This window comes from Hymenobacter koreensis (assembly GCF_039541855.1).
In the GTDB taxonomy this organism is placed as follows: domain Bacteria; phylum Bacteroidota; class Bacteroidia; order Cytophagales; family Hymenobacteraceae; genus Solirubrum; species Solirubrum koreensis.
The window spans coordinates 194,839-212,131 of the sequence record NZ_BAABHA010000008.1 but is presented as its reverse complement, the minus strand read 5'-3'; the positions used below and the strand labels follow the sequence as shown (position 1 = coordinate 212,131).

The window sequence follows — 17,293 nt, the reverse complement described above, 5'->3', positions numbered from 1 at the left end:
CAACCTCTTTAGTGAGACGCTCGTACAACGCCGTTTTCTTTTTGCTCGTAATTTATATTTGTGTTTTTTTAATAAGCTTGAATAAAAGGCATACGTGATGGTTTCCGCTGAAATAAGGTTTGATGTGAGAGTGTCGCTGCCAAAGGGGAGCCAAGTGTACCCGTCCCCAAAGCCGTACTCGAGCATATTCCGTATTTTTAGGAAGCAGTTACTGAACTGAAGCGAGTGAGCCAACTCCCCTAAGGTCTCCAGGTTTCCTTTCCACACCTGTTTCGAGTCCTTTTTTTGCCGCCGCTTTATGATCATTCTCGTTGCTTTCGTCGCGCACTGGTACTTGTCCCTGTTTGCGCAAACCTTCTTTCAGCACCGCTACGCTGCCCACCGCATGTTCAGCATGAGCGGGCTGTGGGAGCGGTTTTTCTTTCTCTTCACTTTCTTTACTCAGGGCTCCTCGTTCATGTCGCCGCGCGGATATGCGCTCATGCACCGCATGCACCACGCTTTTTCCGACACCGAGCAGGACCCCCACTCACCGCACTACTCGTCGAACGCTTTTACCATGATGTGGCAAACGCGCAACGTGTACCAGGAAATTTGGCTGCGTACTAGCCCGGCGGCCGACCGTTTCGAAGGCAATTACCCCGAGTGGGTTAGCCTGGAGGAGTTTGGGCACCGCTGGTACGTGCGGGTGGGGTGGGGCGCCGTGTACGTGGCGTTCTATGTGGCCTTTGCCACGGCATGGTGGCAGTACCTGCTGCTGCCCATTCACTTTATGATGGGGGCCGTGCACGGTGCCATCGTAAACTGGGGCGGTCATAAGTACGGCTACCAGAACTTCGACAACAACGACAAGTCGCGCAATTCTTTGGTATTCGACTTCCTGACCGGCGGCGAACTGTTTCAGAACAACCACCACAAACTGTCCAGCCGTGCTAATTTCGGGGTGAAGTGGTGGGAGTTTGACCCCACGTACCCCGTTATCTGGACCCTCGACAAAGTGGGCATTATTAAGCTTAATAAGCCGAAAGCCAACAAGGTACGCATTGCCGCATAACCCGCGCTGCACCGCTTTTTTAGTAATAGATATCCTGCCAAGGCCGCGCCATAGCGCGGCCTTGGCTATTTTGGGGCGCCTACCCCTAACGGGTACCCCGGCACATGATGCAACGCGCAACTCTACTTCGGCTCATTGGGTGGCTGGTGGCCGTGGCTGCTGTAGGCGTAGCGTGGTGGTTGCCGCGCCCGGCCTGGGCGGCGCTGTGGAAAGAGTTGTCTACTTCAACCACATTCTACCAGTTTGTGGCAGTGGGGTTTCTGGCCCAACTCATTGACGGGTTACTGGGCATGGGCTACGGGGTAATTACGGCCATGAGCCTCACCACGCTGGGCATGAGCCCCGCGGCTGTAAGCGCGAGTATTCACACGGCCGAAATGTTCACGAGTGGAACCGCCGGCTACCATCACTACCGATTCGGCAACGTAAACCGCCGCTTGTTTAAGGCCATAATCATTCCCGGTGTGCTGGGGGCGGCCGGAGGGGCGTTTGTGCTGGCGTACGCCGGCGGACAGTCGCCGGGCGGCTGGGTGCGCCCGGTTGTGGCGGTGTACCTGCTGTTGCTGGGTTTGCGCATCCTGAGCAAAGCGTTTCAGGCCCAAGGCGCCCGGCGCGCCAAAGTGCGCCACGTGGGCTGGCTGGCGGCGGCCGGCGGCTTCCTCGATTCGTTTGGGGGCGGGGGCTGGGGGCCCTTGGTCACCAGTACGCTCATTGCCCGGGGGCGCACGCCGCAGTACGTTATTGGCACGGTTAGCCTCACCGAGTTCTTCATCACGTTTGCCAGCAGCCTCACCTTTGTTTCGCTGATTGGTGTAAGCCACTGGCCGGTGGTGCTGGGGCTGATTGTGGGCGGCGTGCTGGCGGCGCCGTTGGCCGCCAGGCTAGTGGGGCTGATTCCCGTGCGCTGGATGCTGGTGGGCGTGGGCACCATGGTTATTGTATGGAGCCTGTGGCGCTTGCATGTGTTATTCACTTAACCGCCCCTGGGGTAGCCGGCGGCCAAGCATTGTTACACCAGCTGCAGGGTGCCGCCCACAAAGCGGTTCACATAATCCACGATTTCACTTGCAACGCGGTAAACGTGTTCGGTGTCGCGGGCTGGCAGGTTGGAGCTGCTTTGGGATGTTCGGCCGAGGTCGGTGATGCGGTCGAGGGAGTAATAGAGGGCGTCGTAGGCCAACTGCAACTGGGCATTAGGCGTTTCGCCGGCCTGCAAAGAGGCCAGCCGCAGCTCAATGGCGCGCATCACTACTTCGGCCAGGCGACTCAGCAACAGCAGCTCCTGTTCGGAGAACGTGCGCGGGCGCTGATCGACAATGCATAAGCTACCCAATACCTGGCCGCCGGCATCTTTCAACGGGACGCCCGCATAAAACTGCATGTTCAGGTCCGTGGCCACGTCGGGGTTAACGAGGGGCGAGGGGTTTTGTACCACATCTTCGGCTACTACCGGTGCGGTGCGCAGCACCACCACGGAGCACATGCTGTTCTCGCGCGGCACCTGCTCGGCCCCGGCTGCTCCATAGCTCGCCTTAAACCACACGGTATCTTCAGTTACCAACGACACAAAGGCCATGGGCGCACCAAACAGCTTGGCGGTCAGCTGGGCCAGGTCGTCGAACAGTTTTTCGGGGGCAGAGCCGGCAATGCGGTACCGGGCTAAAGCTTGCAGGCGCTCCTTGTCGTGAACAGGAACAAGAAGTTTTCTATCTACGGGCATTCTCTCGCGGCACAGTTCAGGTAAGGTTACCCGATACGCTGAGTACACCGGCAAGGTTACGTGAGTTTTTAAAGGTGCATTGTCGCTTCATTACCAAGAGTTTAGGCTTGTATATTCGGCTCTTCGACAAGAGCGGCGTGGTTTGGACCTGTAGGCGTACTCTGGCTTCCATCCGGTGCAGCACGTAACCAGCCAAATGCATTACGGGGACTTTTTCTAGGCTGAAAAGCGTGCCACGTACTGCTCGAGCCCAAAAATACGGGTTTGCCGAAGGCCAGATTCCGTAGAAATTCGGAAGCCCTGGCAGGGGGAAGCCGTTTAGCTGCCTGCCGGAAGGACGGTTGTTTACCTGGCGCCAGTATTTAGAATGCCTTAACGGCAACTGGCCCTCCTCTTGAATATTATTGGCTGATCAATATGCTTACCCCAACCTCGGTGCAACGACAACCTTCGGTGCAATTACACCTGGTGCCTGCTGGGCGTCGTCTTGATTTCGAGCGTTGTCCGGGCGGTTTTGCCTACGTATTCCGCCGCCACGGCGGGCAGCCTTGGGAGTGCGTGGCCCGCAACGCGCAAAGTCCCCTTCTCGACTCGGTTCAGCTGCACGAGGGTGCTGTTCCCGAATACTGCGTGCGGTTTCGGGATGCCAGCGGTACGGAAGTAGCTACTTCCCCGTTTACGCGCCGATCCCGCAGGCCTGCCCCGGCAAGTAAGCTGGGTAAGCTTAAGATGATAAAAAAGAGCTCGGAGGTAATGGGTGCCGCCTTTGAGGCCGAATGCGGTTAGGTATTCGGTGTAGCGCGGAGCTGAATACTGCCCTTAGCCGTTGTACACCGTTAACCGAATAGGTAGCGTTTGGGTATCCGGCCGGGGAAGGGCCAGACTCAGGAATTTTGCACAACGGCAAAATAGAGCGGCATGCCAATGGTGATGTTGAGCGGGAACGTTACGCCCAGCGCCATGGGCAGGTACAGGCCGGGGTCGGCTTTAGGTGCGGCGAGGCGCATGGCGGCCGGCACGGCTATGTAGGAGGCGCTGGCGGCCAGAATGGCGAAGATGAAGCGGTTGCCTACGCTATCGGTTACCCAATGGCTGGCAGCCGCCACCAGGCAGCCGTTCAGCAGCGGAATAAGCACGGCAAAGGCGGTTACGAAGCGGCCGTAGCGCAGAAACGCCGCGAAGCGCCGGGCCGTAACCATGCCCATTTCGAGCAGGAAAATGGCCAAAAAACCCTTGAAAATATCGGTGGTGAAGGGCTTGATGCCGTCGGCCTGCTTGGTGTCGGCAATGAGGCCGATGACGAGGCTGCCCAGGACCATAAGCACGCTGCCGTTGGTAAACGAGTGCTGCACGATGGCGCCCAGCTTGGGGGCATCGTGGCGGGCGGCGTCCTCGTAGCGCATCATCAGAATAACGCCCACAATAATGGCGGGAGCTTCCATGAGGGCCATTACGGCTACCATGTGCCCGCCGAAATGCAGCTGCTGCGCCTCCAGAAACGACACGGCCGACACGAACGTAACGGCACTCACCGAACCGTAGGCGGCAGCCACGGCCCCGGCATCGGCAACGCTCAGGCGCCGCTTCAGCACGAAAAAGGTGTAGAGCGGAATAAGGCCCGCTACCAGCAGACCAAAGCCCAGCGAGTACAGAATTTCGGCACTAAACGCGCTGTGTGCCAGTTCCTGCCCGCCTTTGAAGCCAATGGAAAACAGCAGATACAGGGAAATGAACTTGACGGTGTGCGGCGGAATTTCCAGGTCGCTTTTCACCATTGTAGCCACAATGCCAAGCATAAAGAAGAGCAGCGTGGGGTTGGTCAGGTTCGAAATCAGTAAGGGTGCATCCATGCGGAACCGGGGTAGCAAAAGCGGCGAAAAAGCCAGCGGGGTGACTGATGAGCAGGTTTTGGTGCCTCGCACAAGGTTGGGCCCAACGCCAATTTTGGCGCAAAATTAAACGGAATTCCGCGGAATGGAACGCTTGCTATTTTTATTGATAGTAAAACTATTAAATACGGCTTTTGCCTGTGAAGTAGAAGGGAAACAAGTACCCACGTACTTTGCTGGAAGAGGTACAGGCAAGCGGCCCGGCGGGGCACGCACTGGAAGTTCGCACCAGTTGGGGGACCGAGGTACCGATTGGCCAAGCTCGGCCATTGCTCGTATAAGCAGGCAGCGCGTCCGGTTTGCGAATGAGGGCGCCGCATTTTCCTCTTCAAGTCCGTATTTCATGGCTACCCCCACCAACCACTCAAACAACTCCGAGCAGGAGGCCCACAAGAATCCTGCACCGCGCACCAACGACGGCTCCAACGACAACCCCGACGAGTTCAGCGAATTCCGCAAGCCCGGCTCTTCCTCAACCGAAGACTATTCCCGCGAAAGCCGCCAGGCCGACCCCGCCCAGCAGCCCGGCCACGTAGAGCAGAACCAGAACCCCGAAGCCGTGCAAGCCGCTGAAAACGCTCCTTACACCGAGCAGCGCGAAGCCTGGGCCGAGGACGACCCACGCTACGGCAGCGGCCCGCGCCCGGAAACTCCGGACCCTAGCTAGCAAAGAAGTTTTACCAGATCTTCTTCTAAAAACACAGGGCGGTGTTCTTTCGATAAGAACACCGCCCTGTGTTTTTAGAAGAAGATGAACAATCATCTCTGATTCTTTGCTTGAAAAGGTTTGTCAAAATCTGTAGATCAGTTTATGTGAAATCCTTATCGGCAAAAACTACAAGGAGTGAAGTTGAGTTGCTCAAGTAGCCGGCCCTCGAATTCAAGAGATTCATTATTCATGATACGATAGTATTCGATAAGATAATCCTTTGTTGGATCCTTAAATTCTTCTTGATAAAACCTTAAAAATTTTTTTAAATCCTCGTCTGATATTCCAGTCTCATTCGCATAAATCTCTTTGTTGTGATAAGCAAGAAAAGTTATTTTTTGAAACTGTTTTATAATATTTCTTTTGTCTTCATTATCCCTAAAAAAATATCCATGTTTAATTAGTATTTTATCAATACATAATTCTAATTCGCTCAAGCTTAGGTTTTCTTTGGTTATATGGCCTGAATTCTTCAATTCGAAGCCTTTGGCATTTACTTTTACACCGAAAGCAGTGAATATTATTCCAACTAGCCTTTCTGGGTTATCAGTTAAATGAATATTGTTCTTAAACCAATTCCTATACCGTATTGATTCTTGTTCTCCCTTCTTTCTTATTTCGATCGGTATTTCAAAATTTTTATAATTAGAATGCATTCTTTCGCAAGTAGGAGAACTGTGATAAGAAGGTGGCTTAGGTTCATAAACCATTGTTAAATCATCAGTTATATCGACTTTTTTATAATAATCAGCTATGAAGGTATTTGGTTCTGAAAAGAACATATTTAGAGCCAATAACCTTTGAACCTCTTTTGGGCCAAAAAAGTCGATAGGTTTATTGTACAAATCACCTTTGAGCTTAGGAACAGCGTTGAAGTCAATCCTGCCAATAATTCTTTTAGAGTTGTTTACTGTTATGAATGGCATATCAAGCGGGTTAAACGCAATGTAATATAAAAGAAGATCAGGATATATGATGGTTCACGATGAACAAGAAGCTTAAACAGCATTCCCTCCGCCCAAACGCCGTACCTTTGCAGTTCCTTCCCGCAAGGTAGTAGCTGCATGATTTCCATTTCCGACCTCGACTTCCACTTTGGTGCGCGTACCCTTTACGACGGCGCCAACCTCCACATCAAGCCCAAAGACAAGATCGGCCTTATTGGCCTGAACGGTCAGGGTAAATCCACGCTGCTGCGCATTCTGGTGGGCGAATACAAGCCCGACGGCGGCAGTATTTCCATGAGCAAAGACGTGAGCCTGGGCTTCCTGAACCAGGATTTGCTCAGTTACGACTCGCACGAGCCCATTCTCATCGTGGCCATGCAAGCCTTTGCCGAGGCGCTGGACCTGCAAAAGAAAATCGACGAGGTGCTGCTGGAGTTCGAGCAGAACTACACCGACGACCTCGTGGACAAGCTGGCCACGCTGCAAGAGCGTTTTGAGGCGCTGGGCGGCTACACCATGCAGGCCCGCGCCGAGGAAATTCTGGAAGGCCTGGGCTTCACCACCGAAGAGCTGCAGAAGCCCTTGAAGCTGTTTTCGGGCGGCTGGCGCATGCGCGTAATGCTGGCCAAAATCCTGCTTCAGCAACCCTCGCTGCTGCTGCTCGACGAACCCACCAACCACTTGGACTTGCCATCCATCAAGTGGATTGAGGACTACCTCGCCGGCTACGAAGGCGCGGTAATCATTGTGAGCCACGACCGAGAATTCCTCGACCGCACCACCAACACCACCGTGGAGGTGACCAACGGCAAGCTGGTGCCCTACGCCGGCAACTACTCCTACTACATGGAGGAGAAGGAGGAGCGCAACCTCATCCAGAAAGGTGCTTTCGAAAACCAACAGTCGCAGATTCGGCAGGCCGAACGGTTCATTGAGCGGTTCAAGGCCAAAGCCTCGAAAGCCAAGCAGGCGCAAAGCCGCCAGAAGATGCTCGACAAGCTCGACCGCATCGACGACGTGGACCCCGAAGCAGCCAAGGTGAATTTCAACTTCCGCTTCTCGGTGCAGCCCGGCCGCCACATTCTGCGCATGGAGCACGTGACGAAGAAATACGGCGACAAGCTCATTTTCCGCGACACCAACGTGCACGTGGAGCGCGGCGACAAAATCGCCCTGATAGGTGCCAACGGTAAGGGTAAATCCACGCTCATGCGCCTCGTAGCTGGTACTGAAGCGCCCACCAGCGGCACGCACCAGTTGGGCCACAACGTGATTATGGCCTTCTACGCCCAGCACCAGCTGGAAAGCCTGAACGTAGACAACGAAGTGCTGCAGGAACTGGTGCAAGCCGGCTCGAAGCGCAACGAAATGGAATTGCGCACCGTGCTGGGCTCGTTCCTGTTCACGGGCGAGGCGGTATTCAAGAAAATCAAGGTGCTGAGCGGCGGCGAGAAAAGCCGCGTGGCCTTGGCCAAAACCCTGATTTCGGAAGCCAACTTCCTGCTGCTCGACGAACCGACTAACCACTTGGACATGCAGTCGGTGAACATCCTCATCCAGGCGTTGGAGCAGTATGAGGGCACGTTCATCGTCATCAGCCACGACCGTTACTTCGTGGAAAACGTGGCCACCAAAATCTGGTACATCGAGGACTTCCAGCTTAAGGAATACCCTGGCACTTACCACGAGTACGAGCAGTGGCAGGAAGACCGTGCCAAGGACGCCAAGAAGGCCGCGGCCAATGGCCAAGCCGCTCCCGCTAAGCAGGCTCCCAAGCCAGAAACCAAAAAGCAACTCAGCCAGGGCGAGCGGGAAACCGCGCAGCGTGAGCTAAAGCAGCTCAGCAAGCAGCTTCAGGAAACCGAAGCCCGCGTAAACAAGCTGGAGCTGGAATTGGCCGGTTACGAAAAGCAGCTTGCCGACCCGAACATTTACAACAACGCCGCCCAGCTAAAGGATGCCACGGTGAAGTTCGAGCAGGTAAAGAAGGAGCTGAACAAGGTAAACGACCAGTGGAGTGAGCTAGCCGAGAAAGTAGAGGAACTAGAAGGTCAAGTGAAGTAAACTCGACCACATATATAAAAGCGCCGCCGTGCGAACTGCCCAGTTCACCACGGCGGCGCTTTTTAGTGTGTGAATCACTTAGTAGGCTACTTCACGCGCATCGTTCAACGACTTGATAAAGGCAATAATGGCCTGTTGTTCGGCTGCTGTTAGGTTCAATTTGTCTTCGGGCAGGGTTTGCGTGGGCACGTTCAGGCCCAGGCCGGCCCCGCCGCCTTTGTTATAGAAATCCAGCACTTGTTCCAGCGTTTGGTACACGCCGTTGTGCATATAAGGCGCGGTAAGGGCCGCGTTGCGCACGGTGGGCGTTTTAAAGGCGTACTGCTGGTGCGGAATGCGGTGCAGCAAGTACTTGCCCTGGTCTTTATCCAGCTGCGGGTGCAAGGTGTCAGGGGTAGCAGGCACACCCAGGACTTCGCTTTCGGTCTTTTCGTACAGCGGGGGTACGGCGCCGTTGAACAGGGGCATGTAATGGCAGGTGCCGCACTGCGCTTTGCCCATGAACAGGTTAAAGCCCTGCACTTCCTGCGCGGTCAGGAGCGTAGTGTCGCCGCGCAGGTAGCCATCGAAACGGCTGTTGAGGCGCACCAGGGAACGGACGTACGCGGCCACGGCGCGGCGAATGTTGCGCTCGGTGACTGGGGATTTTTCATCGGCAAAAGCCTGGGCGAATTGCTTGGCGTAATTGCCTCTTTTGCGCAGCACCGCCGAAACTTCGCTGAGCTTCCCGCCCATTTCGGCTTTGTTCGACACCACGGCGTGCACTTGGTCCTCGAGCGTGTGCACGCGCCCGTCGTAAAACTGGTCGGCTTGCAGGGCGGCGTTTAGCAAGGTAGGAGTGTTGCGCTCGATTTCGGTGTCGGCAAGCAAAGAACGGTTCACGCGCAGGCCATCCGTATAGCCTTTATCCGGCGCGTGGCAGTTGGCGCAGGAGCGGCCACCGCGGCCCGACAACGTAGGTTCCTGAAACAGCGCCTCGCCGAGGGCCAGGACAGCGGCAGTAGGCGCGGCAGCATCGGTTGGGGCGAAGAAGGTAGCGTCGAAGGCGTCGGGGGCGAAGAAGCTGGCGGTGCCCGGGCGTACGGCTCGGCGTACCTGCCCAAAAGGCACGTTCAACTGGACTTGAGTTTGGTGCAGCTCTTTCAGAATGGGGTTAAAATGCCGCACGAAAAAGGCAGCGCGGTCGAAGCTCACGAAATCGACGCCGGGTTTGCGCAGAAAAGCCATGCCACGTTGTAATTCCGCCATGAGCGGCGCGGGGGCGTTAAAGCAAGCGGCCACGCTGCGGGCCGATTCCAGCGTAACAGCAGCCTCGGGCAACGAACGGCGGGCCGTGGGAGAATCGAAGCCGGAAACGCCCTTGGCCGCTAGCCGGTATAGGTTCAGGCGCACGGCATCGAATGCCTCGGCTTCGATGAAAACCAGCGCGGGAGCCTGGGCCTGCAGGTAGCGCACCTGGAACAACAGGTTATCGAGCTCCAGTCGAATGAGGTCCTGCGTGGGGCGGTCGAGCCGATCGGCGTACACGTGCTCTTCCAGTACCTGAAACCCAGTGGGCAGCGTGGGTTCGTTTGGCTCGCTAGGCTCGGCTTCGGGCAGGGCAGCGCCGTTCAGGCGCTGGGCGGCGTTCGGGTAATAGTACTCAACAGCAAATTCGAGGTGCTTGTATTCGGCGCGGCAGGCGGCAAAATGCGTGCGTAAGCCGGCCGCGTTTGCGCGGTAGGCATCGGCCTGGAAGCGCGTGAGGGCCTCATGCAGCCGCGTCAGGTGGTCGGTGTAATAGGCTTTGACTTGACCGGTGGGTGCGGGGCGTAGCGCGGTAAAGGAAAACAACACCGCCGCTAAACCCAGTAATACCCATTGACCCAAGGCAGGTAAACGAAACAACCGGGTTTTCATTCGAAGTAAAATTTAGTGCCGGGCAGCAACGCCTGGGCTTGCACTCGGGCTTCGGCGGTGAATGCATTGTTGCGCAGAATCACGGTTTTTAGCTTTTTTAGCTTGCTTATGGAGCGCGGCAACGCGGTTAGCTGGTTGTCGCTGATGACGAGCATTTCCAGGTTGGTAAGCTTGCCCAAGCTCTTTGGCAGCACTTTCAACTGGTTATTGGTCAGCACCAATGACTTTAGCGCCCGACAACTCCCAATGGTGGCAGGCAGAGCTTCTAACTGGTTGTTGGCTAGGTTCAACTCCTGCAGCTGCTGCCAGCCGCCCAGTTGCGCGGGTAAACTCGTGAGCTTGTTGTCGCTGAGCATCACGTAGCGCAGGCGCCGCATTTGGCCAAGCGTGGCGGGCAGAAACAGCAGCTGGTTGTGCGAGGCATCAAAGTACTCCAACTGCCGGAGCTGGCCCAGCTGCTCGGGCAGGGACGCAAAGTTGTTCCAAGCCAGTATTAGGTAGCGCAGGCTGTCGAGCCGGCCGACGCTGGCTGGTAGTTCGGTCAGGGCGTTTTTATCGATTTGCAGCTGACGCAGCTGGCGCAGGCTGCCCAGGTCGGTGGGTAAGCTCAAGAGCTTGTTCTCGTTGGCAAACAGCTCGCGCAGGCTGTCGAGGCGCGTTACCTCGGCGGGTAGGTAGCGGAGGTGGTTGTTCTGCACGTGCAGGCTGCGCAAGCGCGGCAGTTGTGCCAAGCCGGTTGGTAGCTGTTCCAGGTCTTGCAGGCGCAGGTTCAGTTCCAGCACGCAGCCCGTCCGGCCGAGGGCATCGGCCATGGTAAAGGCAGCCGGCGAGGCCGGGCATTGTGCTAAACAGGCATTGCCCCGCAGGAATACCTGCAGGGCAATACCGATGATAGCGGATAGGATAACGCGCGGTAAGCTCACTGTTTATTGCTTGATAAAGGCGCGGTTGGTGCTGGTGGAAGCCGCTTTGATAACCAGGTTGTAGTGCCCGGCGCGCAGCTTGCCCACCGGCAGCTTCAAGCGGTTCTGGCCTTGGCGCAGCGTGGCCGATTGCTCCAGCAACAAAGCTCCTACGCTGTTGAATACCTGCAGCGTGGCGGCTTCGGCTCGGGTATGCGTTAGTTCCACGGTCAACTCCTGGCCCACCGGGTTCGGGTACACGTCGGCTTTTTCGAAGGCAGCTTGCTCGTTTTTAGCGGCGGTAACACCACCCGTGCCCAGCGTGCCGCGGCGGCCAATTACCAGGGCCGTCGATTTGTTGAAGACCACCTGCTGGCCGGCGGCATCGGTGGTGGCCAGGGTGTTGGTAGAGCTCGGGTTCTGAATAGAGAGAAACATGAACTGCTCGTCGGGCGAGAAGGTCATGCCGGTGGGCTCGGAGCCGGCGGGCGTTACGGCAAACAGCTCCACGGCCGGGTTAGCGGCGGTGTGGCAGGGCTTCACCAGCCAAATGTGGTTGCGGCCACCGTCTTGCAGCACATACAGGTTACCCTGAGAGTCGAAGGTGAGGTTGTCGTTGCCGCTGCTCCAGGCCTCGGCGGCGGTGCCGGTGCCGTAGTTAATGGTGTAGTTCTGGCCGCCCACAAACTCCTCGAAGGCGCTAACGGTGGCGGGCGCATCCAAGAAGCGGTACACACGACTGTTGTTTTTCGAGGTGAAGTAGATTTTGCCATCATGGGGGCCAATTTCCACATCCTCAACGCCGTTGAAGTTGGTGGCGCCCAGGCCTTGGGCCAGTGCCGTGGTGTTACTGCACTCGGTGGGTGTGCCATTGGGAACCTGAATCCAGGTGCCGGTGGTGGCGGTGCCCAGGCCGGCGCCGTCCAGCTTCAGCACATACAGGTTACCCGCGCTCAGGTTGCCGGCGGTAGTAGCTACAAACTTGTATACGAAGCTCAGGCTGCCTTCATCGGCGCCTTGGTACACGGTGCGGCGGTCGGCGGCTACGACCACGTTTTCGTGCTTGAAGCGGCCCAGTTTCCAGAGTTTATCGGGGGTGCCGTTGCCGTCTATATCCTTCACGGTGCGCGTGGCGGGGTCCAGCTCTACGTTCCAGCCGAAGTCCATGTAGCCGTCGTTGTTGCTGTCGGTGGGCGCGGTGGGGGTATTTTCTTCGGAGGTTACCACCGTGTTCCAAGGCGTAATGCCGCCCGAGCAGTTGTTGTAGGTGCCCACCACCGGCGCAAAGTTCACCGGGTTTTTGGCCGTTACTTCCCACAGCTTGGTGGCCGCGTTCAGCTGCATGTTCAGCATGGTCACGCCCGAGGTAGCCGCCGAGGAACCTTCGTGGTTAATGGACAGGTAGCCGTTGGCGCTGCTGCCGGCAATGGGCACGTAGCCGGTAAAGTCGAAGCTTTCCTTCACCACGCCGTCGGCCGCGTTGGCGTAAGGCATGCCGCCCTGCGCCAGCATTTGGAAGGTGTGCGTAGCCGGCAGGCGCAAATCCTGCATTTGGGTGCCCGGCTGTACCGAGGTAAAGTTGCTGATGAAATTGGCTGCTAGGGGGGCGCAGGGCGTGGCCGTCGTGCTTTGCTCGGGCAGCAGCTCCAGGTTAAAGCTGATGTCGGAGCTGGAAGCGCGGTCCTGGTGAATTTCCACCGCAATGGTGTTGGCGCCTACGCTCAGCGCCGAGACCGGCAGCGAGGTTTCAAAAAAGGCGGTTTCGTTGGCCGCATCCACGGTAGCCGAGGCGAAGGTGTTGTAGGCAATGGTGCCGGCGGGCATGTTCGAGCGGAACACCTCCGTGCCGTTGATGTACACCACGGCGCCGTCGTCGCGGCGCAGGCGCAGCTTCACGCCGCTAAGGCCCGCGAGGCTGTTTACCGAGAAGGTTTTGCGGAAGTAGGTGGTAACGTACTTGTTCGAGGAACTCGGGCCGAACGATACCACCGTGGCCTCATCGTTGTCGCCGTAGCCCAGCTCGGCGTTGCCCGACGCCCAAACGGCATCGTTGAACGCGGCCGTGCGCCAGGCCGTGCCCTGGTCGGTGCCGTTGTCGAGGTACTTCCAGGTGCTGTTCAGCGGCAGCAGCGGCGTGGTGCTTTGGGCGTGGGCCTGACTGCTGCCGAATAGGGCCGCCAGCAGCAGGAGGGTAGAGGTCTGTTTCATGTAGGCTTAAACAGTGGATGAATGACGCCGCAAGCTAGAATGGCCCTATTGCCACTAATTTAAGTCGGAGTTAAGCCTGTGTGAAAATTGAGCCGCAGGTGTTGAATAATTGTTACCAGATCAAAGCGCCGGTTACGCGCGTTTAGCCAGTGGCTGCGGCGCGTGCTGCCCTTAGGCGCTGTTTACCGCTGTTATCAGCCATCTGATGCTCAAATCGCGCTACATTCGCTTATGCTTCGTCGTTCCATTCGTCTGTTTTTTCTGCTTTGTACCGCCGCTGCCTGCGTACCGCTTGGCACGCCCATAACTGACCCCAACGCCGGCAAGCCGGGCCAAAGCAGCGCTGTGCAAGCGCCCCAGGCCAACCGCGAGTTGCGCTTCGAGGACGCCATTTACGAGGAAGATGTGCAGAGCGTGCAGTGCTACGTGCGCACTGGGCAGCCCACGGAAATATTCAGCCCGCCCGTGGTGGCGTTGGACCAGGGCCAGCCCATCATGCTGGAGTTCGATATTCTGGGCAACCAGGGCCGCCGCCTCACCGCCCGCCTGGTGCACTGCAACGCCGATTGGACACCCTCGGTCCTGACTGACCTGCAGTTTCTGAACGACATCAACGAGTTTAACCTCACCGATTACCGCACTTCCACCGGCACCCAGGTGCCGTATTACCACTACCGCCTGCAGGTTCCGCCCGTGAAGCTTTCGGGCAATTACCTGCTGGTGGTGCAGGACCAAGGCCGTCAGCCCCTGATTTCGCGCCGGATACTGGTGTACGAAAACCGCGTGGAAGTACAGGCCCAACTGGGGCTGCCGCCCGGCGGCTCGGCGCGCTACACCATGCAGCAGGTCGATTTCGTGATTCGCTACGGGGCCTTTCCGCTGGTGAACCCGGCCGTAGAAACCAAGGTGGTGCTGCGCCAGAACTTCCGCTGGGACAACGCCAAGTACGGCCTGCGCCCCACCTTCGTGCGCGACGCCGAGCAGCAGCTCGACTACCAATACTTCAATTACGAAAATGCCTTTCCGGCCCTAAGCGAGTTTCGGTTTGCCGATATCCGCTCCCTGCGCACCATTGGCGTGGGCGTAGCCGGCATTAACCAGCAGTCCTCGCCGCGCGAGATTCTGCTGGCGCCCGAAACCAGCCGCGCCAGTCGGGCCTACACCCAGTACGAGGATGCCAACGGCCAGCGCGTGTTCGAGAGCCGCGACTTCACCGGCCCCGGTGCCACCAACGCTGACTACGTCTGGACCACCTTCCAGCTCGCCGCCGAAAGCGTGGCGCCCGGCCCCGTCTACGTTTTCGGGGCCCTTTCCGACTGGAAGCTGAAACCCGATTTCAAGCTCACGTACAACGCCGAAAAGCAGCTTTATACCGGCCGCGCCCTACTCAAGCAAGGCTACTATAATTACTACTACGTGGTGGGCCGCAGCGCTCCGCAACCACCCGACGCCGCTTACTTCGAAGGCAGCTACCAACTCACCGAAAACCAATACGACTTGCTGGTGTACTACCGCCCACCCGGCACCCGCGCCGATTTACTCATCGGCTACCGCACGGTGGTGGCCAACGGGCAGGAAGTGCAGCTGCGCCGCGGCGGGCTGTTCCGGTAAACCAACGCTTTTGGGCATTGCCGAAAACGCCGCGCCCGGCTCCGTTACATGCGGGCCGGGCGCGGCGTTTTTTCTTTTGAAAGGTTGTGGACTATTCCACACCGGCCTGTGCGGCCAGCACCCGCTGCGCGTCGCGCACCACGGTGGCCCAGGTTTGCTGCATCAGCTCCGGTTCTACGCCAGTGCGTTCCACGTACTCGCGCTGGTACTGTTGCAGGCGGGCGTGCAGGGCGCGGGAACGGTTTTGCACGGCCGAAAAGTCGGTGAGGAGCTTGCGTTTGCCTTCGGGCTGCAGCACCAGGGCGGCGTGAATCTTGAAGTAGGTACCGGCCATGTACTCGCGCAGCATCAGCACCTGCTGCAGCTCGTCGCGGTCCTGGTCGGCCAGCTGGTAGGCCATTTGGGTTTCAATGGCGAGGATGCCGGCGGGTTTAGCGGCCGCGGCGTACTCCTCGAACAAAGCCGTGTACTGCTCGCCGGTTTCGGGCTTTACCTGAAACAGCTTGTCGAAGATGAGCATGTGGGCCACCTGCTGCTCGGCGGCCTGCCCGAAATACAGCGCCAGGCCGTAGTGGGCGTAGATTTCCTTGGTTTGCTCTTCCTCGCTAAGCGTTTCGAAGTGCGCGATGATGTGCTGGATGTCCATGAGTAGTATTGCAGCCTGCAAGTACGGCAGGAACGCGAACTATGTGGCGCAACCGCGGGCATTATATAGCCGTTGCGCAGGCGTGGCACGTAGCTTGTCTATTGATCCTTCGCAGGCAGGCTTCGGCCAGCCTTTACCAAACCCCCGATTGTCCATGCACACCTACTTCCGAACCATATGCTCCGCTGCCGTGCTGCTCGTGGCGGCTTCGTGCGCTACCAACCCCGTAACGGGCAAGCGCGAAGTCATGCTTGTCTCGAAAGGGCAGGAGCTGGCCATGGGGCAGCAGTCGGACCCGGCCGTAACGGCCCAGTTCGGCCTCTACCCCGACCAAAAGCTGCAGAACTTCATCAACGAGAAGGGCAAGCAAATGGGCGCCATTTCGCACCAGCCCAACCTCACTTATACTTTCCGCGTCGTCGATTCGCCGGTGATTAACGCCTTCGCCATTCCCGGCGGCTACGTGTACTTCACGCGCGGCATCATGGCGCACTTCAATAACGAGGCCCAGTTCGCGGGCGTGCTCGGCCACGAAATCGGCCACGTAACGGCCCGCCACTCGGCCAAGCAGCAAACCAACGCCATTATCGGGCAAGTGGGGCTGATGGGGGCCATGATTGCCTCGCCGCGTATTGCCCAGTTCGGCGAGCAGGCCATGCAGGGCATGCAGCTCTTGTTCCTGAAATTCGGCCGCGACGACGAAAGCCAGTCCGATGAGCTGGGCGTGGAGTATTCCTCCAAAATCGGCTACGACGCCAAGGAAATGGCCGACTTCTTCCAAACGCTGCAGCGCGAGCAAGCCAAAAGCGGAACCGAAGCCATTCCCGATTTCCTATCTACCCACCCCAATCCCGGCGACCGTTACAACCGCGTGCATCAGCTGGCCGAGCAGTGGAAGCAGAAAAACGGCAACCCCCAGAACCTGAAAGTAAACCGCGACCAGTACCTGAAGCTCATCGACGGCATTGTGTACGGCGAGGACCCCAAGCAGGGCTTCGTGGAAAACAACACGTTCTACCACCCCGAGCTGAAGTTTCAGTTTCCCGTGCCCGCTGGCTGGAAGCACCAGAACACGCCACAGCAGTTTCAGATGGCCGACCCCGCCGGCAAAGCCCTCATGATGCTCATGCTGGCCCCCGGCGCCACGCTCGACGAAGCCGCCCAGGCCCTGACCAAGCAGCTGAACCTGCAGCCCACTGAGTCGCGCCGTACCACGATAAACGGCTTCCCGGCCCTGGCTTTCGTAGCCGACCAGGTGCAGCAGGACCCGCAAACCGGTCAGCAAGTGGCCGGTGTGCGCGTGCTGAGCTACCTGATTCAGGACGGCAAAACGATTTTCGCGCTCATGGGCGTGTCCACGCCCACCGATTTTGCCGGCTACGCCCCGCAGTTCACCAGCATTGCCGAAGCTTTCCAGCGCCTCACCGATGCCGAAAAGCTCAACCGCCAGCCCGAGCACGTGCGCATCAAAACCCTGAAGCTGCGCAGCACGCTGGAAAAAGCCCTGCGCACCTACAACGTGCCCGAGAAGCGCCTGGAGGAAATGGCTATTCTCAATGGCATGCAGCTCAACGAGCAGGTAAACGCCGGCTCGTTAATTAAAGTAGTAGAGAAGTAAGCCGCCTCCGGGCTGCCGCGTGCGGG

At 57.9% G+C, this 17,293-nt stretch carries 13 protein-coding genes; 6 read left to right on the top strand and 7 right to left on the bottom strand.

Going from position 1 to position 17,293, the window contains the following annotated elements; genetic code table 11:
- Positions 1–298: 298 nt before the first annotated feature.
- On the top strand, positions 299–1,054 hold the full coding sequence (locus ABD903_RS13365) for an acyl-CoA desaturase (protein ID WP_345224999.1): 756 nt from the start codon (positions 299–301) through the stop codon (positions 1,052–1,054).
- Positions 1,055–1,158: 104 nt separating this feature from the next.
- The gene (locus ABD903_RS13360; protein ID WP_345224997.1) at positions 1,159–2,031 is read left to right on the top strand and encodes a sulfite exporter TauE/SafE family protein; all 873 of its coding nucleotides are present in this window, start codon (positions 1,159–1,161) and stop codon (positions 2,029–2,031) included.
- Between the two features lie 32 nt (positions 2,032–2,063).
- On the opposite strand, the gene ABD903_RS13355 is transcribed toward ABD903_RS13360, so the two are convergent.
- Positions 2,064–2,774, bottom strand: a complete 711-nt coding sequence (locus ABD903_RS13355; protein WP_345224996.1) for a GAF domain-containing protein — start codon at positions 2,772–2,774, stop codon at positions 2,064–2,066.
- Between the two features lie 884 nt (positions 2,775–3,658).
- A complete protein-coding gene (locus ABD903_RS13350) occupies positions 3,659–4,624 on the bottom strand; it encodes a sodium-dependent bicarbonate transport family permease (protein WP_345224995.1) in 966 nt (321 codons plus the stop codon).
- 382 nt (positions 4,625–5,006) lie between these two features.
- On the opposite strand from ABD903_RS13350, the gene ABD903_RS13345 reads away from it, so the two are divergent.
- On the top strand, positions 5,007–5,330 hold the full coding sequence (locus ABD903_RS13345; RefSeq protein ID WP_345224993.1) for a hypothetical protein: 324 nt from the start codon (positions 5,007–5,009) through the stop codon (positions 5,328–5,330).
- A gap of 155 nt (positions 5,331–5,485) precedes the next feature.
- Here ABD903_RS13345 and ABD903_RS13340 read toward each other — a convergent pair whose 3' ends face one another.
- Positions 5,486–6,298, bottom strand: a complete 813-nt coding sequence (locus ABD903_RS13340; RefSeq protein WP_345224991.1) for a hypothetical protein — start codon at positions 6,296–6,298, stop codon at positions 5,486–5,488.
- 138 nt (positions 6,299–6,436) lie between these two features.
- On the opposite strand from ABD903_RS13340, the gene ABD903_RS13335 reads away from it, so the two are divergent.
- The gene (locus ABD903_RS13335) at positions 6,437–8,383 is read left to right on the top strand and encodes an ABC-F family ATP-binding cassette domain-containing protein (protein ID WP_345224989.1); all 1,947 of its coding nucleotides are present in this window, start codon (positions 6,437–6,439) and stop codon (positions 8,381–8,383) included.
- 78 nt (positions 8,384–8,461) lie between these two features.
- On the opposite strand, the gene ABD903_RS13330 is transcribed toward ABD903_RS13335, so the two are convergent.
- Genes ABD903_RS13330 through ABD903_RS13320 form a run of 3 tightly spaced genes read right to left on the bottom strand, consistent with a single transcriptional unit; the run spans position 8,462 to position 13,392 of the window.
- Complete coding sequence (locus ABD903_RS13330) at positions 8,462–10,282, bottom strand: cytochrome-c peroxidase (RefSeq protein WP_345224987.1); 1,821 nt, start codon at positions 10,280–10,282, stop codon at positions 8,462–8,464.
- Positions 10,279–11,205, bottom strand: coding sequence for a leucine-rich repeat domain-containing protein (locus tag ABD903_RS13325; protein WP_345224985.1), 927 nt, complete (start codon positions 11,203–11,205; stop codon positions 10,279–10,281). Before ABD903_RS13325 ends, ABD903_RS13330 begins: the two co-directional genes overlap by 4 nt.
- 3 nt (positions 11,206–11,208) lie before the next feature.
- Positions 11,209–13,392, bottom strand: coding sequence for an alkaline phosphatase PhoX (locus ABD903_RS13320; RefSeq protein WP_345224983.1), 2,184 nt, complete (start codon positions 13,390–13,392; stop codon positions 11,209–11,211).
- Between the two features lie 231 nt (positions 13,393–13,623).
- Here ABD903_RS13320 and ABD903_RS13315 point away from each other — a divergent pair, with 231 nt between their 5' ends.
- Positions 13,624–15,003, top strand: coding sequence for a type IX secretion system plug protein (locus tag ABD903_RS13315; RefSeq protein ID WP_345224981.1), 1,380 nt, complete (start codon positions 13,624–13,626; stop codon positions 15,001–15,003).
- 91 nt (positions 15,004–15,094) lie between these two features.
- Here ABD903_RS13315 and ABD903_RS13310 read toward each other — a convergent pair whose 3' ends face one another.
- The gene (locus ABD903_RS13310; protein WP_345224979.1) at positions 15,095–15,649 is read right to left on the bottom strand and encodes a hypothetical protein; all 555 of its coding nucleotides are present in this window, start codon (positions 15,647–15,649) and stop codon (positions 15,095–15,097) included.
- Between the two features lie 154 nt (positions 15,650–15,803).
- Between ABD903_RS13310 and ABD903_RS13305 the strand changes: the two genes are divergently transcribed.
- On the top strand, positions 15,804–17,267 hold the full coding sequence (locus tag ABD903_RS13305; protein WP_345224978.1) for a M48 family metalloprotease: 1,464 nt from the start codon (positions 15,804–15,806) through the stop codon (positions 17,265–17,267).
- Positions 17,268–17,293: the final 26 nt, after the last annotated feature.

Coding starts and splice junctions, on each gene's coding strand:
- ABD903_RS13365 (WP_345224999.1), top strand. CDS start 299: ATGATCATTCTCGTTGCTTTCGTCGCGCACTGGTACTTGTCCCTGTTT.
- ABD903_RS13360 (WP_345224997.1), top strand. CDS start 1,159: ATGATGCAACGCGCAACTCTACTTCGGCTCATTGGGTGGCTGGTGGCC.
- ABD903_RS13355 (WP_345224996.1), bottom strand. CDS start 2,774: ATGCCCGTAGATAGAAAACTTCTTGTTCCTGTTCACGACAAGGAGCGC.
- ABD903_RS13350 (WP_345224995.1), bottom strand. CDS start 4,624: ATGGATGCACCCTTACTGATTTCGAACCTGACCAACCCCACGCTGCTC.
- ABD903_RS13345 (WP_345224993.1), top strand. CDS start 5,007: ATGGCTACCCCCACCAACCACTCAAACAACTCCGAGCAGGAGGCCCAC.
- ABD903_RS13340 (WP_345224991.1), bottom strand. CDS start 6,298: ATGCCATTCATAACAGTAAACAACTCTAAAAGAATTATTGGCAGGATT.
- ABD903_RS13335 (WP_345224989.1), top strand. CDS start 6,437: ATGATTTCCATTTCCGACCTCGACTTCCACTTTGGTGCGCGTACCCTT.
- ABD903_RS13330 (WP_345224987.1), bottom strand. CDS start 10,282: ATGAAAACCCGGTTGTTTCGTTTACCTGCCTTGGGTCAATGGGTATTA.
- ABD903_RS13320 (WP_345224983.1), bottom strand. CDS start 13,392: ATGAAACAGACCTCTACCCTCCTGCTGCTGGCGGCCCTATTCGGCAGC.
- ABD903_RS13315 (WP_345224981.1), top strand. CDS start 13,624: ATGCTTCGTCGTTCCATTCGTCTGTTTTTTCTGCTTTGTACCGCCGCT.
- ABD903_RS13310 (WP_345224979.1), bottom strand. CDS start 15,649: ATGGACATCCAGCACATCATCGCGCACTTCGAAACGCTTAGCGAGGAA.
- ABD903_RS13305 (WP_345224978.1), top strand. CDS start 15,804: ATGCACACCTACTTCCGAACCATATGCTCCGCTGCCGTGCTGCTCGTG.